Origin of the sequence: Paenibacillus naphthalenovorans, from assembly GCF_001465255.1 — a bacterium.
In the GTDB taxonomy this organism is placed as follows: domain Bacteria; phylum Bacillota; class Bacilli; order Paenibacillales; family NBRC-103111; genus Paenibacillus_G; species Paenibacillus_G naphthalenovorans.
The window spans coordinates 1,189,172-1,209,729 of sequence record NZ_CP013652.1 but is presented as its reverse complement, the minus strand read 5'-3'; the positions used below and the strand labels follow the sequence as shown (position 1 = coordinate 1,209,729).

At 54.9% G+C, this 20,558-nt stretch carries 20 protein-coding genes; 1 reads left to right on the top strand and 19 read right to left on the bottom strand.

The features are described 5' to 3' along the window. Positions 1–19: 19 nt before the first annotated feature. Entirely contained in the window at positions 20–1,822 is a 1,803-nt protein-coding gene (locus tag IJ22_RS05805; protein WP_062407882.1) for a DAK2 domain-containing protein, read from the bottom strand. A gap of 74 nt (positions 1,823–1,896) precedes the next feature. Then, positions 1,897–2,259, bottom strand: coding sequence for an Asp23/Gls24 family envelope stress response protein (locus tag IJ22_RS05800; protein ID WP_054818942.1), 363 nt, complete (start codon positions 2,257–2,259; stop codon positions 1,897–1,899). 193 nt (positions 2,260–2,452) lie between these two features. On the opposite strand from IJ22_RS05800, the gene rpmB reads away from it, so the two are divergent. After that, positions 2,453–2,641 carry a 50S ribosomal protein L28 gene (rpmB, locus tag IJ22_RS05795; protein ID WP_054818941.1) on the top strand — a complete coding sequence of 63 codons (189 nt, stop codon included), beginning with the start codon at positions 2,453–2,455 and terminating at the stop codon, positions 2,639–2,641. A 194-nt stretch (positions 2,642–2,835) separates the two neighbouring features. Here rpmB and spoVM read toward each other — a convergent pair whose 3' ends face one another. The 17 genes from spoVM to dapF all read right to left on the bottom strand — a co-directional run bounded on the left by spoVM (position 2,836) and on the right by dapF (position 20,538). Next, on the bottom strand, positions 2,836–2,916 hold the full coding sequence (gene spoVM / locus IJ22_RS05790; protein WP_014652194.1) for a stage V sporulation protein SpoVM: 81 nt from the start codon (positions 2,914–2,916) through the stop codon (positions 2,836–2,838). Positions 2,917–3,218: 302 nt separating this feature from the next. Then, on the bottom strand, positions 3,219–3,875 hold the full coding sequence (rpe, locus tag IJ22_RS05785) for a ribulose-phosphate 3-epimerase (RefSeq protein WP_054818940.1): 657 nt from the start codon (positions 3,873–3,875) through the stop codon (positions 3,219–3,221). A gap of 1 nt (position 3,876) precedes the next feature. Continuing rightward, positions 3,877–4,785: a ribosome small subunit-dependent GTPase A gene (gene rsgA, locus IJ22_RS05780; RefSeq protein ID WP_062407880.1), complete on the bottom strand. Its 909-nt coding sequence runs from the start codon at positions 4,783–4,785 to the stop codon at positions 3,877–3,879. Beyond that, the gene (gene pknB / locus IJ22_RS05775; RefSeq protein WP_082660699.1) at positions 4,785–6,878 is read right to left on the bottom strand and encodes a Stk1 family PASTA domain-containing Ser/Thr kinase; all 2,094 of its coding nucleotides are present in this window, start codon (positions 6,876–6,878) and stop codon (positions 4,785–4,787) included. The genes rsgA and pknB overlap by 1 nt, the downstream gene beginning before the upstream one ends. 7 nt (positions 6,879–6,885) lie before the next feature. Then, the gene (locus IJ22_RS05770) at positions 6,886–7,656 is read right to left on the bottom strand and encodes a Stp1/IreP family PP2C-type Ser/Thr phosphatase (RefSeq protein ID WP_062407878.1); all 771 of its coding nucleotides are present in this window, start codon (positions 7,654–7,656) and stop codon (positions 6,886–6,888) included. 8 nt (positions 7,657–7,664) lie between these two features. Continuing rightward, entirely contained in the window at positions 7,665–8,753 is a 1,089-nt protein-coding gene (rlmN, locus tag IJ22_RS05765; protein WP_054818936.1) for a dual-specificity RNA methyltransferase RlmN, read from the bottom strand. 83 nt (positions 8,754–8,836) lie between these two features. Next, positions 8,837–10,300, bottom strand: a complete 1,464-nt coding sequence (gene rsmB, locus IJ22_RS05760; protein ID WP_082660697.1) for a 16S rRNA (cytosine(967)-C(5))-methyltransferase RsmB — start codon at positions 10,298–10,300, stop codon at positions 8,837–8,839. Positions 10,301–10,322: 22 nt separating this feature from the next. After that, the gene (gene fmt, locus IJ22_RS05755; RefSeq protein WP_062407876.1) at positions 10,323–11,270 is read right to left on the bottom strand and encodes a methionyl-tRNA formyltransferase; all 948 of its coding nucleotides are present in this window, start codon (positions 11,268–11,270) and stop codon (positions 10,323–10,325) included. Beyond that, on the bottom strand, positions 11,267–11,749 hold the full coding sequence (def, locus tag IJ22_RS05750; protein ID WP_062407874.1) for a peptide deformylase: 483 nt from the start codon (positions 11,747–11,749) through the stop codon (positions 11,267–11,269). The genes fmt and def overlap by 4 nt, the downstream gene beginning before the upstream one ends. A 71-nt stretch (positions 11,750–11,820) precedes the next feature. Continuing rightward, on the bottom strand, positions 11,821–14,325 hold the full coding sequence (priA, locus tag IJ22_RS05745) for a primosomal protein N' (RefSeq protein ID WP_062407872.1): 2,505 nt from the start codon (positions 14,323–14,325) through the stop codon (positions 11,821–11,823). Next, complete coding sequence (gene coaBC / locus IJ22_RS05740; RefSeq protein WP_062407870.1) at positions 14,310–15,539, bottom strand: bifunctional phosphopantothenoylcysteine decarboxylase/phosphopantothenate--cysteine ligase CoaBC; 1,230 nt, start codon at positions 15,537–15,539, stop codon at positions 14,310–14,312. The genes priA and coaBC overlap by 16 nt, the downstream gene beginning before the upstream one ends. A gap of 60 nt (positions 15,540–15,599) precedes the next feature. Beyond that, on the bottom strand, positions 15,600–15,815 hold the full coding sequence (rpoZ, locus tag IJ22_RS05735; RefSeq protein WP_054818057.1) for a DNA-directed RNA polymerase subunit omega: 216 nt from the start codon (positions 15,813–15,815) through the stop codon (positions 15,600–15,602). Between the two features lies 1 nt (position 15,816). Beyond that, entirely contained in the window at positions 15,817–16,458 is a 642-nt protein-coding gene (gene gmk / locus IJ22_RS05730; RefSeq protein ID WP_062407867.1) for a guanylate kinase, read from the bottom strand. Then, positions 16,448–16,708 (bottom strand): extracellular matrix/biofilm regulator RemA, encoded by a 261-nt coding sequence (remA, locus tag IJ22_RS05725; RefSeq protein WP_009672664.1) that lies wholly within the window; start codon positions 16,706–16,708, stop codon positions 16,448–16,450. The genes gmk and remA overlap by 11 nt, the downstream gene beginning before the upstream one ends. Before the next feature lie 142 nt (positions 16,709–16,850). After that, the gene (locus IJ22_RS05720; protein WP_054818055.1) at positions 16,851–17,732 is read right to left on the bottom strand and encodes a YicC/YloC family endoribonuclease; all 882 of its coding nucleotides are present in this window, start codon (positions 17,730–17,732) and stop codon (positions 16,851–16,853) included. A 29-nt stretch (positions 17,733–17,761) separates the two neighbouring features. After that, positions 17,762–19,672 carry a bifunctional homocysteine S-methyltransferase/methylenetetrahydrofolate reductase gene (locus tag IJ22_RS05715; RefSeq protein WP_062407865.1) on the bottom strand — a complete coding sequence of 637 codons (1,911 nt, stop codon included), beginning with the start codon at positions 19,670–19,672 and terminating at the stop codon, positions 17,762–17,764. Positions 19,673–19,701: 29 nt separating this feature from the next. Then, positions 19,702–20,538 carry a diaminopimelate epimerase gene (dapF, locus tag IJ22_RS05710; RefSeq protein ID WP_171005855.1) on the bottom strand — a complete coding sequence of 279 codons (837 nt, stop codon included), beginning with the start codon at positions 20,536–20,538 and terminating at the stop codon, positions 19,702–19,704. Positions 20,539–20,558 lie beyond the last annotated feature (20 nt).

The following is a 20,558-nucleotide window of genomic DNA, read 5'->3' as shown; positions in this document are numbered from 1 at the left end:
TTCCTTATCTAAACCTTTTTTATTCCGCAGAAATGATGTAGTAGTAGAGAGGCTGGCCGCCCTCGTGGACTTCCACTTCCACATCCGCATACGTTTGTTCGATATAATCTGCCAGCTGCTCCGTCTGTTCCGGCCGGGCTTCCGCCCCCGCATACAGCGTGACGATTTCGGCACCGCCTCCGACAAGACTGTCGATCAGCTTCCGGCAGGAGGCCAAGATATCCGGCTCGGAGGAGACAATACGGCCATTGTGTATGCCGATGTAATCCCCTTGCTTGATGTCCATCCCATCCATCTGTGTATCGCGAACGGCATAGGTCACTTGTCCCGCCTGTACATGCTGCAGCGCCTGCTGCATCTCCTCGGCATTCTCCTCCGGAGCCGCATTCTCCTGGAAGGCGATGACGGCTGCGATCCCTTGAGGAATGGATTTGCTCGGGATCACGATCACCTGCTTGTCTTCCACGAGTTCTACCGCTTGCTGCGCTGCGAGAATAATGTTGGAGTTGTTTGGCAGAACAAAAACCGTCTGGGCATCGACCCCGGCTACCGCACGCACGATGTCCTCCGTACTCGGATTCATCGTTTGTCCGCCGTGCAGTACCCGATCGACCCCGAGACTCGTAAAGATGCCGGAAATGCCTTCTCCTGCAGAAACCGCCACAAATCCGTAGCGTTTAAGCTCTTGTACGGCTTCCTTCCGGGCAGCGGCATCTTCAGAATCCGCAGACAAATGTACGGCCATCCCCGATTGCGCTGCGTTCCGCTGCCCGGCTTCCTCCATTAAAATATGCGTATGCTGGTCACGCATATTCTCAATCTTGATGCGGCTTAGGTCTCCGTAGTTTTGCGCCAGATTCATAACGCTGCCCGGATATTCCGCATGAATGTGCACCTTCACGAGATCGTCGTCGGCCACAACGAGCAGAGAGTCGCCGAACGCGGACAACTCTTCGCGGAAACGATGCTCGTCGAAGGTCCGGCTTGCAACCTTGTCAGCGTTCAACCTCACCATGAATTCCGTACAGTATCCAAATTCGATATCCTCGGTCGCCAGCTTCGCCTGAGCGCTGTGCAGTTCCCCATGCACATGTTCGAGCGGTTTGGAGATGGTAAGGGCATTCTGTTCCAACACCTCATCCAGCGGCTGAACAGCCCCGAAAGCGGTATAGGGCATATCCGCGGGCTCTTCCGTTATCTCGGACACCAATGCGGACATGAACCCCTCATAGATGAGAACAAGGCCTTGGGCGCCGGAATCGACTACACCGACCTGCTTCAGCACGGGGAGCATGTCCTGCGTCTTCGCGAGTGCTTCCCGCGATTTCTTAAGCAGCTCCTCCATGACGATATGGATATCCGACTGCCGCTCCGCTGTTTTCACGGCTTGCTTGGCCGATTCCTTGGCTACGGTCAGTATCGTTCCTTCCACCGGTTTGACCACCGCTTTATAAGCCATGTCAACACCGCTTTGGAACGCCGCGGCAAACTGCTTAGCATTGACCGATTCCAAATCCGACACCGCCTTCGCAAAGCCGCGGAACAACTGCGATAAGATGACGCCTGAATTACCGCGCGCACCCATCAGCAGCCCTTTGGCCAATGCTTCACCCGCTTTGCCGATATGATCCGAAGGCCTGCGGCGCAGTTCCTCCACACCGGACGTCAGCGTCAGGTTCATATTCGTTCCCGTGTCACCATCCGGCACCGGAAAAACGTTTAATGCATTGACCCGGTCTACGTTCGATTTCAATGCATTGGCCCCGGCCTCCACCATCCGGATAAAGTCTTGTCCGTTAATTTGAATTAAGCGCTTACTCAAAAAGACCAATCTCCTTCCCCGCTATCACCCTGTCGGCGTCTCATTATATCGGCGACAACTGCTGTCTGTCAGTCTTATTGCGCGATCCGCACGCCTTGAACAAAAATATTAACATAGTCCACTTGCAGTCCTGCCACTTCGTTCAGCATGTATTTCACTTTGGTCTGAACATTGTGGGCTACGACCGAAATTTTCGTGCCGTAGCTGACGACGATATATAAATCAATGGTCAGCACGCCCTGCTCATCACGATGAACCTCCACACCCCGGCTCAAATTATCCCGACGCAGCAGTTCTGCGATTCCGTCTTTTAATTGATTGCGCGAAGCCATTCCCACGAGTCCATAGCAATCCAAAGCAGCTGAGCCTGCGAGCACAGCAATCACTTCATCGGTTACGTATATTTTGCCATATTGTGTGTTAAGTTCGACAGCCATCTCTCTAACAGCTCCTTTAATCCAGATTCGGATGGACTATGTTACATTGTACTATAATCATCACAAGAAATAAACAAACCTCCCTAGCCATAGCGGAAGAAAAACCGCACGCATTCGTTGACGGCATTTATTCGGCTGTGATATGATATTCAAGTATGTTTTTGAAGCGTACATGCTTTAAGGAGGTGTAACTATGTCCCGTAAATGTTTTATTACTGGTAAAGGACCGGGTACCGGCAACCATGTATCCCATGCGAACAACAAAACCCGACGCACTTGGGGCGTCAACGTTCAAAAAGTCCGCATTCTGGTCGACGGCAAGCCTAAGCGCGTTTGGGTAAGCACAAAGGCGTTGAAATCCGGAAAAGTTACTCGCGTGTAATCTGCCCAGCAGACAAAAAGCACCTGATGCAGGTGCTTTTTTAGCGCTTCAGAGCATTGACTCCGGCGTGCTCTATACTTGTTTCTGAATCACCCTGACAAACGCTTACGTCCCCAAAAGGACGGCGCAGCCGTTTATCCCTGGTTTGCTGTGCGCGGCAAACAGCAAACTCATAAGTACGAGCTCTCATACCTTCAGTTTTTACTAAAAGTATTAAGTACTGCCTTCACAAAACCACCCAAAAACTTCGGAAGCTTAATCGTATAAAATTTCATTCAGTACCCTCCTCCCGGCAACTCAGCCTCGCAAAACCAGTATATTACTGCTTCCGCCAAAACGTGCCTGACAACCCATTTTTCCGATAAAACAAAAAGGCTACAAAAGTAAGCCCTACTTTTGTAACCATGTTATGCCCCGCCCGGGCAAAATATGCTGTTTTTGCTTATGCGGGCTGCTGTACGATAGACAGACAGACCGCATGAAATACCGAATAGATAAAATAAAATAAGAACTCAATTAAATACGAAAGCCATTCCCATACCGAGGGTCTATTTTCAGCTTTAAGCTCCCTTACCCGTCAGGCCTGCCCGCGAATCGCGCGAATCGCGTCCGCACGATCAGGCCGATTGAACACCGCGCTGCCGGCCACCAGCACATTAGCTCCGGCTTCGACAGCAAGCTTAGCCGTTTCCTCATTAATGCCGCCATCCACCTCGATATCCACGTCTTGAAGCCCCCGGTCATTGAGCATTTCCCGCAGCTTTGCAATCTTAGGCAGCATGCCGGTGATGAAATGCTGTCCGCCGAACCCCGGATTGACCGTCATCACAAGGACCAGATCAAGCTTGTCGTCCATGACGTGCTCCAAGGCGGAAAGCGGGGTAGCCGGATTCAACACGACCCCGGCCTTGACCCCCTGCTCCTTGATCAAATGAAGCGTCCGGTGAAGATGGACGCAGGCTTCCGTATGTACCGAGATCAGGTCTGCACCCGCCTTGGCGAACGCAGGAATGTAGCGGTCCGGTTCTTCGATCATCAGATGCACGTCGAGCGGCAGCCTCGTCTTCGGACGGATGGCTTCCACTACCAGCGGACCAAGCGTAATGTTCGGAACAAAATGCCCATCCATGACATCCACATGGATCCAATCCGCTCCTCCGCGTTCCACATCGGCAATCTCTTGGCCAAGCATAGAAAAGTCAGCGGATAGAATGGAAGGAGCAATCCGCAGCATGTCAGTACCTCCTTTTTTTATCCCGAATTTCCCCTAGGAACTGCAAGTAATTTTCGTATCGCGTAGCCGCGATAAGCCCGGCATCTGCGGCCTCCTGAACCTTGCAGCCCGGCTCATGGAGATGAAGACATCCGCGAAAACGGCATTCTGCGGCAAAGGGCGCGAATTCGCGGAAGCAGCCGCCAAGCCCCTCGGCATCCACCTGCAGAAAATCCAGTTGACTGAAACCGGGCGTATCCGCCACAATCCCTCCGTTTTGCAGGCGAATCAACTCGACATGCCGGGTCGTATGCTTCCCGCGGCCGAGCTTCATGCTGATTTGATTCGTCTCCAGCTGCAGACCGGGAACCATGGCATTGAGCAACGATGACTTGCCTACCCCGGACTGTCCGGCGAACACGCTGATCCGGCCGGAAAGCTGATCCATAACCTTATCTACGCCGACTCCTTCCTTCGCGCTTGTGACCAAAATCGTGTATCCGATCGATTCGTACAGCTTGATCACCGATTCCAGCTCCAATGGACCGCCGTGTTCCCGGGAATCGGCAAGCAAGTCATGCTTGGTCAAGCAGATGAGCGCATCGAGCCCGGCGCTTTCCGTGTGCACCAGAAACTTGTCCAGCAGAGGGAGGTTGAGCGCGGGCTCATCGACAGAGAATACCAAAACAACGAGGTCTACGTTAGCGACCGGCGGACGAACGAGCTCGGAGGTGCGAGGCAAAATTTCATCCACCGTTCCCTCCCCGTTCTCCGTCAGTTGGTAGATCACGCGGTCTCCTACGAGAGGAGAAATCCCCCGCTTCTTAAAGATCCCCCGCGCCCGGCATTGAATCGATTCCGCGCTTTGCGAATCTTCCGGCAGCACATAATAATACCCGCTTAACGCCTTAACGATAAATCCCGTTGGCATTATGATTGTCGTCCCCCTGTACTTGAGCTTCCTCCGGCCGCCCCGTTACCGTCATTATCGGTCCCCATCGATCCAGGCGCACTCGCCGGGGCATCCTTCACAGCGCCTGTTCCCGGTATGGCGCCGTTCTTTTGCGCCAAATAATCCTGATAAGTGACGGAGATCACCTCGGCAATAATGTTGTCCACTTTCACTTGGATGACCGCGTTCTTTTGGGGAGAAACGACCAGCTTAACATCAAGCGTTTCCGTCTTGACCACGTTGTTCAGCGTTTGGTATTCAAAGTTGTCGTATTGGGCGTCGTTTAATATGATTTTGACCGTGGAAGGTTTTCCTTCGCTCGTCGGCTTGATCGTCACAGGCACCGACATAGGTCCGGCCTCCTCGGGAAAACCGGAGCTGACAATCAGCTTGATCTCCGCTCCCGGCGATACCTCATCGCCCGGTTGATACGGAAACTGCTCGATGACCCGGCCTTTGGTTTGCTTATAGCTCGCCTCATAGCTGACGTTTTCGTTGGACAGCTTCAAATTGTTGACCATGACCATATTCCGCGCTTCGTTTTCCGTCTTTCCGATCAGATTCGGCATCTTGAACGTCTCCGGGCCTTTGCTTACGATCAGCTTGACCATCACGGCCGACGGATCGGTAAATTCCTCACCCGGCCCCGGAGTCTGGGTTACCACCGTATCCGGCTCCTCGTCCATAAACTGCGGATCGACAGAGATATTTTCCGGTTTAATCCCCCACTTCGTAAGCCGCTCTTTGGCATCGCTCAGCTTCAATTTAACGACCTCCGGCATCTTTTGCTTGGCCGGCCCCTCACTGACATACAGCGTAACCTTGTATCCGGGCCTGACCTTCATGCCTGAGGGATTCTGCCTGATCACCACATCTTTTGGAACATCCGACGATTCCAGATACTCCACCAGCGCTTCAAGCTGTCTGCTCGCAAGCTCCTGCTTCGCCTGATCCAGCGTCATATTGACGACGTCAGGCACATCCACCTCGGAGGGAACCGCGATCATTTCCTTGACATAGCCTACCGAATACCACATGATGCCGAGCATCGCCGTCAGGATGATAAACCAAGCGAACGGCTTTCCCCAGCTTTTCTTCTTTTTTTCCTTTACCGTAAGCTCCTCTTCCTCGTCGGCCTCTTCTTCATCCCTGACGGCTTCATATTGACCGGGGCGCAGGGCCGGAATGACCAAGGTCCGCTCTTCATCCAGCTCATCCTCGTCCAGGAAGCTCGCCTTAGGCTCTCCCCGGCGATGCGGAAGCAGGCATGATTCCAAATCATTCATCATATCCTTGGCCGAACGGTAACGTTCCGAAGTGCTTTTGCGCATGGCCCGTAAAATAATGTTCTCCACGCTTTGCGGAATGAGAGGATTCACCTTGCGCGGCTCCTCTACGTCCTCCTGCAGGTGCTTCAACGCCACACTGATCGGACTCTCTCCAAGAAACGGCAGACGCCCCGTCAGCATTTGATACATGACGATGCCCAAGGAATAAAGATCGGACTGCTCCCCTGTCGGTGTGCCTTTGGCATGCTCGGGTGAAAAATAATGCACCGAACCGACAACAGAGCCGGTTTGTGTGATGGTGGAGGAGGTAACGGCGCGGGCAATCCCGAAGTCGGTCACTTTTACACGGCCGTTCCTGCCGATCAGAATGTTATGAGGTTTGATGTCGCGGTGAATGATTTGATGATGGTGCGCATGATCCAGCGCATCACAAATCTGACTCGCGATATGAACGGCTTCCTCTACCTGCAAGGGGGCTTTTTCTTTGATCAGCTCATTCAGCGTCGTGCCTTCGATGTATTCCATGACGATGTAATGCACGTCTTCCTCTTGGCCTACGTCATAAATGCTGACCACGTTGGGGTGTGATAATGAGGCCGCGGCCTGCGCTTCACGGCGAAATCTCTGGATGAATTCTTCGTCGTGCACATACTGCTGACGCAGTATTTTTACAGCGACATGCCGATGCAATAAGATATCTAGTCCTTTGTAAACAATGGCCATTCCGCCGCCGCCGACGCGCCCCAGAATCTCGTAACGTCCTCCCAACTGCCTACCGATCATGATGTCCTCACCCCGCTTCCCCAACATTGTCGCTTGCCGGATCCGCAACGTTGGCGAGCAACACCACCGTGATATTGTCGTCGCCGCCGGCATCCAGCGCTTCCTGTATCAACTGCTGAACCTTGCTCTCCAGCTCCCCTTCCCCCGTGACGGTTTGCAGCAGCCTATCCTTCTCGACCAAGCTGCTCAACCCGTCGCTGCACAGAAGGAGCAGATCGCCCTGCTGCCACATAATTTCCTGTACATCGACCTCAATGGTCGGCTCCGTACCGAGCGCTCTGGTCAGAACGTTGCGGCGCGGATGATGGTATGCATCCTCCCGGCTGATTTGGCCGCTGCGGACCAGCTCGTTGACAAGCGAGTGATCCTCGGTGAGCTGTTCGATGTGATTTCCGCGGATCCGGTAAGCCCGGCTGTCGCCGATATGTGCTACAACCGCGCGGTCGTCCTTGGCCAAGACCGTGACAACCGTCGTTCCCATCCCATGATAATTCTCCCTTTGAGAAGCGAATTCAAAAATCTTTTCATTGGCAATCTCAATCACCGTGCGCAGCTGTCGCTGGCGTTCTTCCCCCGAAATGTTAGGGTCCACGGACTGCAGCCCTTCCTGGATCAGTTCAACCGCCATCGTGCTTGCGATATCCCCGGCTTGATGGCCGCCCATCCCGTCTGCCACAATGGCAAGAGTCCAGCCGTTCAAGTCCTCTTGCACAATTGCGCGGTCCTCGTTTACCAACCGTACACGGCCAATATCGGATTGATAAGCCAATCTCAGCATCGTTCGTCTCACCTCGCACCCGACTCCATATGCTTCGCACGCAGTTGTCCGCAGGCCGCAGCAATGTCGCTGCCCTGCTCCCGGCGAATTGTGGCATTGATTTTGTTTTTCTCCAGAATGCGTTGGAATGTAAAAATGTCATTCCGCGGCGTACGCACATAATTCCGTTCCGAGACAAAATTGACCGGGATCAGATTGACGTGTGCCATAGGGAACGTCTTCAGTACTTTAGCGAGCTCCTCCGCATGCTCGGGCCGGTCATTGACCCCGCCCATCAGCGCGTATTCGAACGTAATGCGCCTGCCGGTTTTGGCCACGTAATACTTGCACGCCTCTATCAAATCCGCAAACGGATAACGGCGGTTCACAGGCATCAGCTTGGACCGAAGCGCATCATTGGGAGCATGAATAGAGATCGCAAGATTGATTTGCGTATCTTCATCAGCAAACCGGTAAATATTGGGCACAATTCCGCTTGTGGATACCGTAATATGCCGCTGGCCGATATTCAGGCCTTTGGGATGAATCATGACTTTAAGAAACTTCATCATCGCATCGTAGTTTTCGAACGGTTCCCCGATCCCCATGATCACAATGCTGCTGACCCGCTCTTGTGTTGCATCAAGCAGCTGCTGCGCCTTGACCACCTGTGCGATGATTTCACCGGGGGATAAATTCCGCTTTAAGCCGCCCAGCGTCGAAGCGCAAAACGTACAGCCGATCCGGCAGCCAACCTGTGTCGTCACACATACGCTGTTTCCGTAGTTATGCTTCATTATCACGGTTTCAATCGCATTCTTGTCGGTAAGCTCAAACAAAAATTTGACGGTCCCGTCCTGCGACTTATAATTGGCCACCTCGGTCAGCGTGACAAAATCAAACTGCTGCCGGAGCTTTTCCCGCAGCGACTTCGGAAGGTTCGTCATTTCTTCAAAGCTTGATACTCTTTTCACATACAGCCAGTCAAAGATTTGACCGGCCCTGAAGCCTGCTTCGCCGATCGTCTTGACCCACTCCTGCCAATCCTCAAGAGTATAATCGTATACATACGGCTTTATTTCCTGAGCCCTGGTTTCCTCAAGATTCACGATATCCATCACAACCCGTTTATTCTATAGTGAAAGCCTTAAGGGCAAATTTGCCCGAAAAAGCCACATTTAGTTTACCACACTTTGCATTTTTATGCTCGTTTGCGGAGTCTGGCTATAAAAAACCCGTCCGATCCGAAGTCATACGGCATGATTTGCACGAATGCCTGGCCGGCCGGAAAGGAAAGCCGGCCGGTTTGCCCTGACGGAGGTGCGTCCGGCTCAAACTCCGGATGCCGCTCCAGGAAAGCACGGACCATGTCCTCGTTCTCCGCTTTTTCCACCGTACAGGTGCTGTACACCAACACTCCGCCCGGCTTGAGCAAGGAATGTATCGATTCCAGCAGTTCCTGCTGAACCTCGCAAACGCTCTCCAGCTCGCTTTCCTGCCTGCTCCACTTCATATCCGGCTTGCGGCGGATCACGCCCAAGCCCGAGCAGGGGGCGTCGAGCAGAATGCGGTCGAAGCTTCCGGCCGGAAATTGCCCGGCAAGTCTTCGCGCATCAGCCCTTACCGTGCGGATGGACCTGAGCCCGAGCCTCTCTGCCTGTTCGCGGATCAGCTGCTCCTTGTGCTCATGTACGTCGCAGGCAATGATTTCTCCGCGGTCCTGCATTTTCTCCGCCAGATGCGTCGTCTTCCCGCCGGGTGCGGCGCAGCAATCCAGCACCCGCTCGCCCGGCTGCGGGTCAACCCACTCCGCGACGAGCATCGAGCTCTCGTCCTGGATGGTAAACAGGCCTTCCGCGTATTCCCGCGTCAAGGCCATGTTGCCGCCGCCGCGCACAACGACGCCGGCGGGGGCCACGTCCGAGGGCTCCGCTTCGAGCCCTCCTTGACGAAGCCGCTCGGCCAGCTCCGCCGGGGCGAGCCGAAGCCGGTTCACGCGGATGCTTACGCGCGGGGGGCGATTGTTCGCCTCGCAGATCCGCTCCGCGGCCTCCTTGCCGAACTGCCGGATCCATCTGCGCACCATCCATTCCGGATGCGAGGTGGCCAAGGCAATCCGCTGGTCGTCAGGGAGCCCGTCGGGAAGAACTAGCTCAGCTTTGCGGCGGAGCACATTACGCAGTACGCCGTTCACCATGCCGGAGATGCCTTGATGTCCTCTCCGCTTCGCCAATTGCACCGCTTCGTTCACGACCGCATGCTCCGGAATCCGGTCCAAATAATAGAGCTGGTAAAAGCTCAGCCGCAGCAGGCTTCTCACCCAGGGCTGAAGCTTGGCGAGTCCGCCTTTTACGAACTTTTCAAGGAAATAATCGATCGTCCCCTGCCGCTGAATCGTGCCATAAACGATTTCCGTGGCCAACCCCGCATCCGGCCTGTCCAGTTGATATTGCTGCAATGTCCGGTTCAGCAGAAGGTTGCTGTAGGAGCGGTCCCGTTCGATGCGAAGAAGCACATCAAGCGCCGCTTCGCGGGCCGAGCCCTTAACCCCTCCACGCGGCCCGCCTTTGCCCGGCTGGCGCTTTGACGGCCGGTGCGCCGGCGCTTTACTTTTGGCCAAGCCCGGCTTGCCGGTGCCGGTATTGTCGTTGTTTCGTTCGCTCACTTCGATTCTAAGCCCCCGTTTCCTATATGCCCAGCACCGTGCCCGGGGTCAGCTGCCCGCCGCGTGCGAAAGCGGCCGCATCCATTGCTTTTTTACCTGCGGGCTGCAGCTCCGTGATGCGAAGCACACCTTGTCCGGTGGCTACCGCAATTCCCCGCTCGCCCGCTTCCAGTACGGTCCCCGGAAGCGTACTGCCCGGGACGGATTCTGCGGCGTCCGGCTTGGCGCATGTCCATATTTTGAGCACATCGCCGTTCCACAGCGTGAACGCACCCGGCCGCGGATGAAGCGCCCGCACCAGATTCCAGATCTGCAAGGCCGGCTTGGTCCAATCGATCCGCTCCTGCTCCCGGCTGATATTCGGAGAATACACCGCTTCTTCATCGTTCTGCGGCACCGCCCGAACCCGCCCGGAGAGCAGATCCGGCAGCGTCTCCTTCAACAGCTTGGCGCCGGCTATGCTTAATTTTTCGAACATCGTTCCCGTAGTGTCCTGATCTCCGATCGGCACTTCGATCCGGCTGATCATGTCCCCGGTATCCAGCCCTTCCGCCATGTACATGATCGTAACGCCCGTAACGGGATCCCCGTTCATGACCGCATAATGAATCGGCGCCCCGCCGCGATATTTGGGAAGCAGCGAGGCATGAATGTTGATACAGCCGAGCCGCGGCAAATCCAGCACCGACTTCGGCAAAATTTGTCCGTAGGCGGCCGTCACGATCAATTCCGGCTGAAGCGCTGAAAGGGCATCGACCGATTCAGGGCTGCGCAGCCTTTCCGGCTGAAGCACGGGAATGCCGTGCTTCTCCGCTTCCGCCTTGACCGGGGTGGGAGTCAGTATGCGCTTGCGACCGACCGGACGATCCGGCTGCGTGACCACCGCCACAACCTCCACACCGTCATACTCAAGCAAGGTTTGCAAAGAAGGTACGGCAAACTCCGGCGTACCCATGAAAATCACTCTCATGCCTCACCACGATCCTGCGGCTCGTTCTTATAGACTTTTTCAGCCAAATCGGTATAAAGCACACCGTTCAAATGGTCGACTTCATGCTGAATGCAGCGCGCCAGGAGATCCGTCCCTTCAATGACAATTTCCTCGCCATCCCGGTTCAGGCCCTTCACCTTCACCCGCTGCGCGCGTTTAACGTCGCCCGTAAAGCCTGGAATGCTGAGGCAGCCTTCCGGTCCGAACTGCTCGCCTTCCCGTTCGATGATCTCAGGGTTGATCAGTTCGATCAATCCGTGCTCATCTCCGACATCCATCACAATGACCCGCTTGAGAATTCCAATTTGCGGTGCCGCCAGCCCAACGCCTTCAGCGTCATACATGGTATCGGCCATATCTTTCAGCAGCTTATGGATATTCGGCGTAATTTTCGGAACAGGCTTGCTTTTTTCCCGCAGCACCGGATCCGGATCTTTCACGATCATTTTGATAGCCATACGAACCAACACCATCCTTCTAATAATAAAACGTTGAGTAATTATATATATTCCGGCCTTCCCGGACCGGTTTACATCAAAATTTGCGGATCGACGTCGACGGACACCGTCAGCTTCCTCTGCTTGACAGCATCGTCCAGCACGGCAACTGCCTGCTGCACGAGCCCGGCAATGTCCATCTCTCCCCGATATTTTATCATGCATTGGAACCGATATCTATCCTTGATCCGCGAAATCGGCGAAGCTACGGGTCCAAGCACCTCCAGCTCCGTCCCTTCAGCCTGCATCTGACTCGCCAGTTCCTTCAGCCTGGCGGCAACCGCTTCACCCGAGCGAATCAAGAGCTGCACCTGCTCATGCGACAGCGTAATCAGCACCAGCCGGTGAAAAGGCGGATAATTATGCTGCTTGCGCATCAGCATCTCCTTAAGCATGAAGCCTTGATAGTCATGTTTGCTTGCACTGAGAATGCTGTAATGCTCCGGAGTATACGTTTGCACGAACACTTCGCCAGGAAGCTCATGCCGTCCAGCCCTGCCAGCTACCTGCGTCAGCAGCTGAAATGTCCGTTCCGCCGCCCGAAAGTCCGGCAGGTTGAGCACGGAATCGGCAGCCAGCGCGCCAACAAGCGTCACATGCGGAAAATCGAGTCCCTTGGCCACCATTTGCGTACCGAGCAGCAGATCCGCCTGCCGGTTTTTAAATATCGTGAGCCATTTTTCATGAGACCCTTTCTCCGTCGTTGTATCCACGTCCATGCGGATCACCCGAATCCCCGGGAACAGCTTGGAAAGCTCCTCCTCCACACGCTGCGTTCCCGTGCCGAAATGACGGATATGCTCGCTCCCGCAGTCCGGACATGCCGTCAGCTCACGCTCGGCATAGCCGCAATAATGGCATCGGATCGCCCGGGAGCTCTGGTGGTACGTCAGCGAGATGTCGCAGTGCGGGCAATTAGCTACATAGCCGCAGGTGCGGCACATGACGAAGGTCGCGTAGCCCCGGCGGTTCAGCAGCAAAACGGTTTGTTCTTTCTTGTGTAACCGTTCTTCTATCGCTTTATACAGGGCGCGGCTGAACATGGAACGATTACCGTTTTTCAGCTCTTCCCGCATATCGACAATATGTACGCGCGGCAGCGGCCTTCCCTCCACGCGGGAGGTCATGGTCAGCAGTTCGAACGCCGGACGGTCCGGCGTTGCAGAAAGAACGGCCTCGCGGCCTGTCCGGTACATGCTCTCCAACGAAGGCGTAGCGGATCCAAGAACAACGGCCGCTCCATGCTCGGACGCTCTGGCGATGGCGACGTCACGAGCGTGATATTTCGGGCTTTCCTCCTGCTTATAGGTCGATTCATGTTCTTCATCAATAATAATAAGTCCGATTTTCGTGAATGGAGCAAATACGGCCGAACGGGCCCCGATCACAACGCTGACTTCCCGCCGTACGATTTTGCGCCACTCATCGTACCGCTCCCCGTGTGACAGACGGCTGTGAAGCACGGCAACCCGGTTGCCGAAGCGTCCTTTGAAACGCTCAACCATTTGCGGAGTAAGCGAAATCTCGGGTACGAGAACAATCGCCTCCCGTCCCTGATCCAGGCAGGTTTGAATCGATTGCAGATACACTTCCGTCTTGCCGCTTCCCGTTACACCGTTCAGCAGAAACACCCGCTGCTCGCCGGAAAGAACCGCGTCCTTGATGCAGTCAAATACTTTCTGCTGTTCCGGGGTAAGCGGCAGCGGCGAGGTCGGACGAAACGTCCGCGAGGCGTACGGATCGCGCTGAACCTCGACCTCCTCGAGCCTTACCCATCCCCGCTCCGCCAAGCCTTTGACGGCGGCGGCGGTAATATGCAGCCTCGAAAGCAGCTCCGTCAGCTTGATGGGCTCGGGGTGCTTTTGCAGATACTCCAGCACCAGTTTCTGCTTGGCAGCTCTGGCGGGAAGCTCTTCCTGCCATGCCGCAAGCTGTTCCGGGTTCTCCGGGGGAAAAACCGTCAGCGCTTTTTTCGCCGACATCCGGTCCTTCACCATATGAACCTCCGTCAGAACCCCGTCCTCCAGCAGCTGCTTTACGAGCAAAGTGTCCCCGGCAAATTTCTCCAACAGCGTTTCCAGCCGGACCGTTTCCTGCTTCCGGACATAATTTAAGATCTCTTCCTGATTCGGAACCGGCAGCATCAGGACATTCTCATGCCCTCCTCGCCGGCCTCCGTGTTCGTCCACCTTCACATGGCGTTCGTATTTTGCTTTTAATGCGCCTGGGATCATGGCTTGCAGCGCCGTGATTTCATGGCACAAATACGTCCGGCTGATCCAGCGGGCCAGCTTGACCAATTCCGGCGTCAGCGGCGGGATCAAATCGAGGATCTGCGCAATCGGCTTCAGCTTGGCCGGATCCAGCTCGGTTCCTTCGTGCAGTTCCACAACGAATCCCTGTACCGTGCGCGGGCCAAACGGTACGCCGACCCGGCTGCCAACGGTGACGAGGTCCTTCATCGCTTCCGGAACCACATAATCGAAAGCGCGGTTCGTCGGTTTGGCCGGTACGTCGACAATTACTTTGGCGTACATTCTTCGGTTATTTCCCCCTTCGTCAGACGGTCTGCGATAAAGGCCAGCAGCCGGGCGGCCACTTCCCTCTTCTCCATCAGCGGCAGCCTCAGCACGAGTCCGTTCGCATCATAAACGTTCACCACATTCGTATCGGTGCCGAATCCGGCCCCCGGTACCGTGACGTCATTGGCGACAATCAGGTCACAGCGCTTGCGCTTCAGCTTATCTATAGCAAAAGCTTCTACGTTGTGCGTTTCCGCCGCAAAGCCGACAACCAGTTGGGACGCTTTCTTTCGTTCGCCGACCGCCTGCAGGATATCCGGATTTTTGACCAGCTTCAGCATCATTTCCGACTCCGTCTTCTTGATCTTCTCCGGCGCTTGCTCTGCCGGACGGTAATCGGATACCGCCGCGGCTTTGATAATCACGTCCTGCTCATCCATCGCGGAGAGCACCGCATCCATCATCTCTATTGTAGATTCCGTGCGAATCACCTTAACCCCGTTCGGGACGGCAACGGTTGCCTTACCCGTGACTAAAGTGACTTCGGCCCCCATTCTTGCAGCCTGTTCGGCAATGGCATAGCCCATCTTGCCAGAGGAATCGTTCGTCAGATAGCGAACCGGATCAATCCGTTCCATGGTCGCTCCGGCGGTAACCAGCACACGCTTGCCGCGGAGCGGCTTTTTCTCGTTAAAGAAGCTCTCGATCGCTGCGAGAATCTCTTCCGGCTCGGCCAGGCGGCCTTTGCCGACATAGCCGCAGGCCAGCTGCCCTGTACCCGGTTCGATAAACCGAACGCCACGGTCGGCCAGCGTTTGCAGGTTGGCCTGCACCGCAGGATGAGCGAGCATATGCACGTTCATTGCAGGGCAAACAAAAATAGGCGCCGTCGTCGCAAGCAGCGTTGTGGAAAGCATGTCGTCCGCAAGCCCCAACGCCATCTTGCCGATCACATTGGCTGTCGCTGGAGCGATAACGACCAGATCGGCCCGGTCGGCAAGATCAATGTGGGACACGACCGACGGATCTTTCTCATCAAAAGTATCGATGTAAACGGCATGCCGGGATAATGTTTGAAACGTTAGCGGAGCGACAAATTTGGCCGCGGATTCCGTCATGATGACCCTGACCTCGGCTCCCGCTTGAGTCAGCTTACTGCACAGCGCAGCTGCTTTGAACGCGGCGATCCCGCCGCTTACGCCGAGCACGATCGTTTTTCCGTTCAGCATCCGGTTTCCTCCCCTTCTGGTTTCATAGCGAAAAAAATAACAACCGCGAGGGTTGTTGTTTTACTTTATGGATTCTTTGTTATACAGCTTCTCATACGAGATATGTCCCTCGTAAATTTCCTCAAGAGCCAAACCTACGTATTTGTGCGATTTCTGGTTCTGCACTTCGGTCTTCGCTCCGTCACGAAGCATCCGCGCTCGTTTGGAGGCGGCGACCACCAAAGAGTACTTACTGTCTACTTTGTCCAAAAGCCGATCTATGGAAGGGTACAGCATCTTATTTTTTCACCTCAGCCATCCAGTGTTTTATTTTGGAAACCATGCGCGCTTTACGGCAGTGCTCCGCCGTGAGAATACTGCGAATCCGGGAACAGGCCAGTTCCACTTGATCATTGATGATCGCATAGTCGTAATGTTCAATCAAAGCAATCTCATCTAAGGCTACGGACAATCGGCTGCGGATCGAATCCTCCGATTCCGTCCCCCGTCCTACAATGCGGCTCTCCAATTCGTTAAGCGACGGGGGGAGCAGGAAAATAAAGACGCCCTCCGGAAATTTCTGCTTGACTTTGAGTGCGCCCTGCACTTCAATTTCCAAAATGATGTCTTTGCCGCTGTTTAACGTATCTTCCACAAATTTGCGCGGCGTTCCATAATAATTACCTACGTATTCCGCCCACTCCAGCATCTGGTCTTGGTCGATCAGCTGCTGAAACTGTTCCCTCGTCTTAAAAAAATAATTCACTCCGTCCACTTCACCGGCTCGAGGCGGGCGGGTCGTTGCCGACACGGAGTATACGATGTCCGGCGCGCACCTTCTTAGCTCTTTGCACACCGTTCCTTTTCCAACCCCGGAAGGTCCTGAAAGCACGATTAATATTCCTTTTTCTGCAGGGCCGTAACCCAAATTACTCGTCATGATCATCGTCCTTATTGGAAAGTCGATGCGCTACCGTTTCGGGCTGAACCGCCGACAGGATGACATGGTCGCTGTCCGTAATAATAACGGCACGCGTACGGCGGCCATACGTCGCATCAATCAGCATATGGCGGTCACGCGCTTCCTGAATGATCCGTTTGATCGGAGCCGATTCAGGACTTACAATGGAAATGATTCGATTCGCGGAAACGATGTTCCCGAAACCGATGTTGATAAGTTTGATCGCCATCTATAGGTTCCCCCTGGTTCTTTCTTTGAAATCAGGCGTTGTTCGCGGGAAGGAAACCGACGCACGGCAACAGTTTTCTTCTTTAGTCGTTGATCAACCAACACCGTTTCAAAAGAAAGAATGATATTACTAATAAGGTATGTTATTCGATATTTTGGATCTGCTCCCGCATCTTTTCCAGCTCCGCCTTCATCTCCACCACAATGGAGGAAAGCGGCGCATAATTGGCTTTGGAGCCGATCGTATTCACTTCCCGATTTATTTCCTGAACGAGGAAATCCAGCTTGCGGCCTACCGGTTCGGCGGACCTGAGCAGCTTCTTGAACTGGCCGAAATGGCTGTTCAGCCGGGTCAATTCCTCATCGATCGCAGCACGGTCCGCGAACAATGCCACTTCCATCGCCAACCGGTTCTCGTCTAAGGGCATATGCTGCAGCAGCTCCTGAATTCGGCTTTTAAGCTTCCCGGCATATTCCTTCACGATGATCGGAGCTAATTGAACGGCCTCCAGCCTATAGCTTTCCATGACCCCAATACGCTGCTCCAAATCCGCAAGAAGTACCTCGCCTTCACGCTCGCGCATCGTCACGAGTTCCTTGGCAGCCTCATCCGCACAAGAGAACAATTCGCGCTCCAGCACCTCATCCTCCAGCTCCGGCTTGTCCTTAAGCGAAACCATACCGGGTATTGACAACAGATCGCGAAGCGACAGCTCCTCTGAAAGCGACAGCTTCTCTCGCATCTGCTCGGCCGCTTGCCGGTAACCCATGGCCAATGCCCAGTCCACTTCGACAGTTTGCGGAGCCTTACCGTCCCGTTCAACCGAAACAAAGGCATCCACCCGACCGCGCTTCACCCGTGCAAGCACCGCACGTTTTACTGCGTCTTCGTAACGGGCCCATTCCCGGGGCATCCTTACAACGACCTCGCAGTAACGATGGTTGACCGATTTCAAGTCGATCTGCAAACGAAAGCCCGCGAGGCTTCGAGCGGCTTGGCCGAACCCAGTCATACTGGTCATCATGGCATTCACATCCATTACCCTATTTTAATTCATTTTTCCAGAGGGTACAAGTGGAAATCGCGTCTTCCCGCTTTCTGCCACACGTATTTGGTCAATTCAACAGTCATCTCATATGCAAGGAACGGCGTCATCAAGTAAATGCCTTTAAAATGGCTCAAAGCCACATCCAGCAGTTCCTTGGCGATTTGCACGCCCATAGCTCGTCCTTCCTCGCCTTTGAGACCGCTCATGCGCTGACGCACTTCGTCGGACAGTTGAATCCCCGGCACCTCATTGTGTAAATATTCCGCATTGCCTCCGCTGGCCAGCGGCATAATGCCCAGGAAGATCGGCACGTTGAGGTGCCTGGTCGCCTCGCTGATTTTTTCGATCAGCTCGGCATTGTAAACCGGCTGGGTCATGATGTAATCGGCACCGGACTCGATCTTGCGTTCCAACCGCCGCACCGCTTTATCCAAATATTTGACGTTCGGATTAAACGCAGCTCCGACAATGAAGTTCGCTTTTTTCTTCAGCGGCTTGCCCGAGAAAGAAACCCCTTCATTCAGCTGCTTGATCATGCGGATGATTTCGAACGAAGTCAAATCGTATACGGAGCTCGATCCGGGCAGGTCTCCGAATTTCGCCGGATCGCCCGTTACCGCAAGCACGTGGTCGATGCCCAGTGCATGCAGTCCCATCATGTGCGACTGCGTTCCGATCATGTTCCTGTCGCGGCAGGCGATATGAATGAGCGGCCGAATGCCTATACGCTCCTGCACGAGACTACCGAGCGCCAGATTGCTCATTCGCGTTACGGCAAGCGAATTGTCCGCCATCGTGAGCGCATCAGCTCCGGCTTTCTTAAGCGCGGACGCCCCCTGCATAAACTTCTCGATGTCCAAATCCCGCGGAGGATCCAGCTCTACGATTACCGTAGGCCGCTCCTTCACCAGGTCGACGATCGTAGGCTCCGACTGTACAGGCGGTGCGGCCGGCGGCCTATCGGACACCTGAACCGGCTCCGCAATCCTTTCCGGTCGAGGCTCCCTGACGTTTTCAGTAAGCTTGCGAATCGCTGCCGGATCCGGAACGTACCCTCTTAGCGACGAGGCTATCGCAGCGATGTGCTCGGGGGTCGTTCCGCAGCATCCGCCGATAATCCGTGCGCCGAGATCGACAAACTTCCGCGCCGTTTCACCGAAATAAGACGGCGTCGCCGCAAACGTATAGCGTCCGTCTACATAGTCGGCTATCCCCGCATTCGGGAATATGGAAAACGGCGGGGCGGCCTCCATTCCGGCGATGCGTTCCAGCGAGCGCATCAGCCCGTTCGGACCGCTGCGGCAGTTGAAGCCGACCACATCCGCCCCTGCTGCCAGAAGCCGCCGAAACGCCTCATCCAGCGGAATGCCGTCGTGGGTCGATCCGGTACCTTCTGTCGCGAACTGGCAAATGACAGGCAGGCTGCTGATCTTTCGGATCAGCTTCAATGCAATCAGCAGCTCCTCCAGATCGTAGAACGACTCCAGCAACAGCCCGTCCACCGGCGTATCCGCCAGCACTTCAATTTGCTGCTTCAAATCATCCTTGACCTTGGCCGTACGCACATTTTTGCGTTTGCCCGCGCGGATCGAACCGATCGCCCCGACGACATAAGCATCGCTGCCGACCGACCGTCTGGCTAAATCGACACCCGCGCGGTTGATGGCCTCCACTTCCTGCTCCAATCCATATTTGGACAGTTTTTCACGGTTAGCCGAGAAGGTGTTCGTCTCGATCAACCGTGCGCCGGCCTCATAATATCTGCGGTGGACATCCATAATGACGTCCGGCTTAAGCAAATTCAATTCCTCATATGAAATGCCGACAGGAAAGCCCATTTGGTACAAATATGTCCCCATAGCCCCGTCCCCGACAATGAGCTGCTGCCGGAGCGCTTCTCTCAAATCCGCTTTCATCGCGGCGCCCCCTCTTCCCATCATATACGTTAAAGCGTTCCTTTAAACACCGTTTCCGCCGGTCCGGTCATATAGACATGATTGTCCGCCTCACTCCACTCGATCAGCAGATCGCCGCCTTTTAACGACACGGTCGCCTTGCGGTCCATCAGTCCGTTCAGCACCCCGGCCACCAACGTGGCGCATGCTCCTGTCCCGCAAGCCAGCGTTGGCCCTGCTCCGCGTTCCCACACGCGCATGTCGGCATAATCCCGGCTGTGCACCGTAGCGAACTCAACGTTGATGCGGCGGGGAAATAACGGATGGTTCTCCAGTTCGGGTCCCCACTTGTAAAGGTCAACCTGGAGCGCGTCTTCCGTAAAAATCACGCAGTGCGGATTCCCCATCGACACGGCGGTAAAGCGAAATTCCTGTCCGTCTACGGAAACCGGGTATGAGACGATACGTTCCGCATCGATGACCGTAGGCACCTCAAGCCCGTTCAGAACAGGCGCGCCCATATCAACGCGAACCGCCGTCACTCGTCCGTCCGTAACCGAAAGCTGCACGGGCTGCACCCCTGCACCGATCGTTTCAATGGTAAGCCCGGTTGCCGCTTTGTCCACCATTCCGTGATCATAAATATATTTAGCGGCGCAGCGGATGGCGTTGCCGCACTGCTCCGCCTCCGAGCCGTCCGAATTGATGATTCGCATCCTATAGTCAGCCTTCTGTGAAGGCAGCAAATAGACCATTCCGTCCGCACCGATGCCGAAATGACGGTCGCATAAACGAACCGCCAGCTCAGATGCATCCCGAGGCAGTTCGTCATGTCCGGCCAGCACGATAAAATCATTTCCCAATCCATGCATTTTCGTGAAATCCATCGTCTGCACTCCTGTTTGAG

What these genes read in the sequence shown, in the direction of transcription:
- IJ22_RS05800 (WP_054818942.1), bottom strand. Translation starts at nt 2,259, where the DNA reads ATGGCTGTCGAACTTAACACACAATATGGCAAAATATACGTAACCGAT.
- rpmB (WP_054818941.1), top strand. Translation starts at nt 2,453, where the DNA reads ATGTCCCGTAAATGTTTTATTACTGGTAAAGGACCGGGTACCGGCAAC.
- spoVM (WP_014652194.1), bottom strand. Translation starts at nt 2,916, where the DNA reads ATGAAATTTTATACGATTAAGCTTCCGAAGTTTTTGGGTGGTTTTGTG.
- rpe (WP_054818940.1), bottom strand. Translation starts at nt 3,875, where the DNA reads ATGCTGCGGATTGCTCCTTCCATTCTATCCGCTGACTTTTCTATGCTT.
- rsgA (WP_062407880.1), bottom strand. Translation starts at nt 4,785, where the DNA reads ATGCCAACGGGATTTATCGTTAAGGCGTTAAGCGGGTATTATTATGTG.
- pknB (WP_082660699.1), bottom strand. Translation starts at nt 6,878, where the DNA reads ATGATCGGTAGGCAGTTGGGAGGACGTTACGAGATTCTGGGGCGCGTC.
- IJ22_RS05770 (WP_062407878.1), bottom strand. Translation starts at nt 7,656, where the DNA reads ATGCTGAGATTGGCTTATCAATCCGATATTGGCCGTGTACGGTTGGTA.
- rlmN (WP_054818936.1), bottom strand. Translation starts at nt 8,753, where the DNA reads ATGGATATCGTGAATCTTGAGGAAACCAGGGCTCAGGAAATAAAGCCG.
- fmt (WP_062407876.1), bottom strand. Translation starts at nt 11,270, where the DNA reads ATGAGAGTGATTTTCATGGGTACGCCGGAGTTTGCCGTACCTTCTTTG.
- def (WP_062407874.1), bottom strand. Translation starts at nt 11,749, where the DNA reads ATGGCTATCAAAATGATCGTGAAAGATCCGGATCCGGTGCTGCGGGAA.
- priA (WP_062407872.1), bottom strand. Translation starts at nt 14,325, where the DNA reads ATGTACGCCAAAGTAATTGTCGACGTACCGGCCAAACCGACGAACCGC.
- coaBC (WP_062407870.1), bottom strand. Translation starts at nt 15,539, where the DNA reads ATGCTGAACGGAAAAACGATCGTGCTCGGCGTAAGCGGCGGGATCGCC.
- rpoZ (WP_054818057.1), bottom strand. Translation starts at nt 15,815, where the DNA reads ATGCTGTACCCTTCCATAGATCGGCTTTTGGACAAAGTAGACAGTAAG.
- gmk (WP_062407867.1), bottom strand. Translation starts at nt 16,458, where the DNA reads ATGACGAGTAATTTGGGTTACGGCCCTGCAGAAAAAGGAATATTAATC.
- remA (WP_009672664.1), bottom strand. Translation starts at nt 16,708, where the DNA reads ATGGCGATCAAACTTATCAACATCGGTTTCGGGAACATCGTTTCCGCG.
- IJ22_RS05720 (WP_054818055.1), bottom strand. Translation starts at nt 17,732, where the DNA reads ATGATGACCAGTATGACTGGGTTCGGCCAAGCCGCTCGAAGCCTCGCG.
- IJ22_RS05715 (WP_062407865.1), bottom strand. Translation starts at nt 19,672, where the DNA reads ATGAAAGCGGATTTGAGAGAAGCGCTCCGGCAGCAGCTCATTGTCGGG.
- dapF (WP_171005855.1), bottom strand. Translation starts at nt 20,538, where the DNA reads ATGGATTTCACGAAAATGCATGGATTGGGAAATGATTTTATCGTGCTG.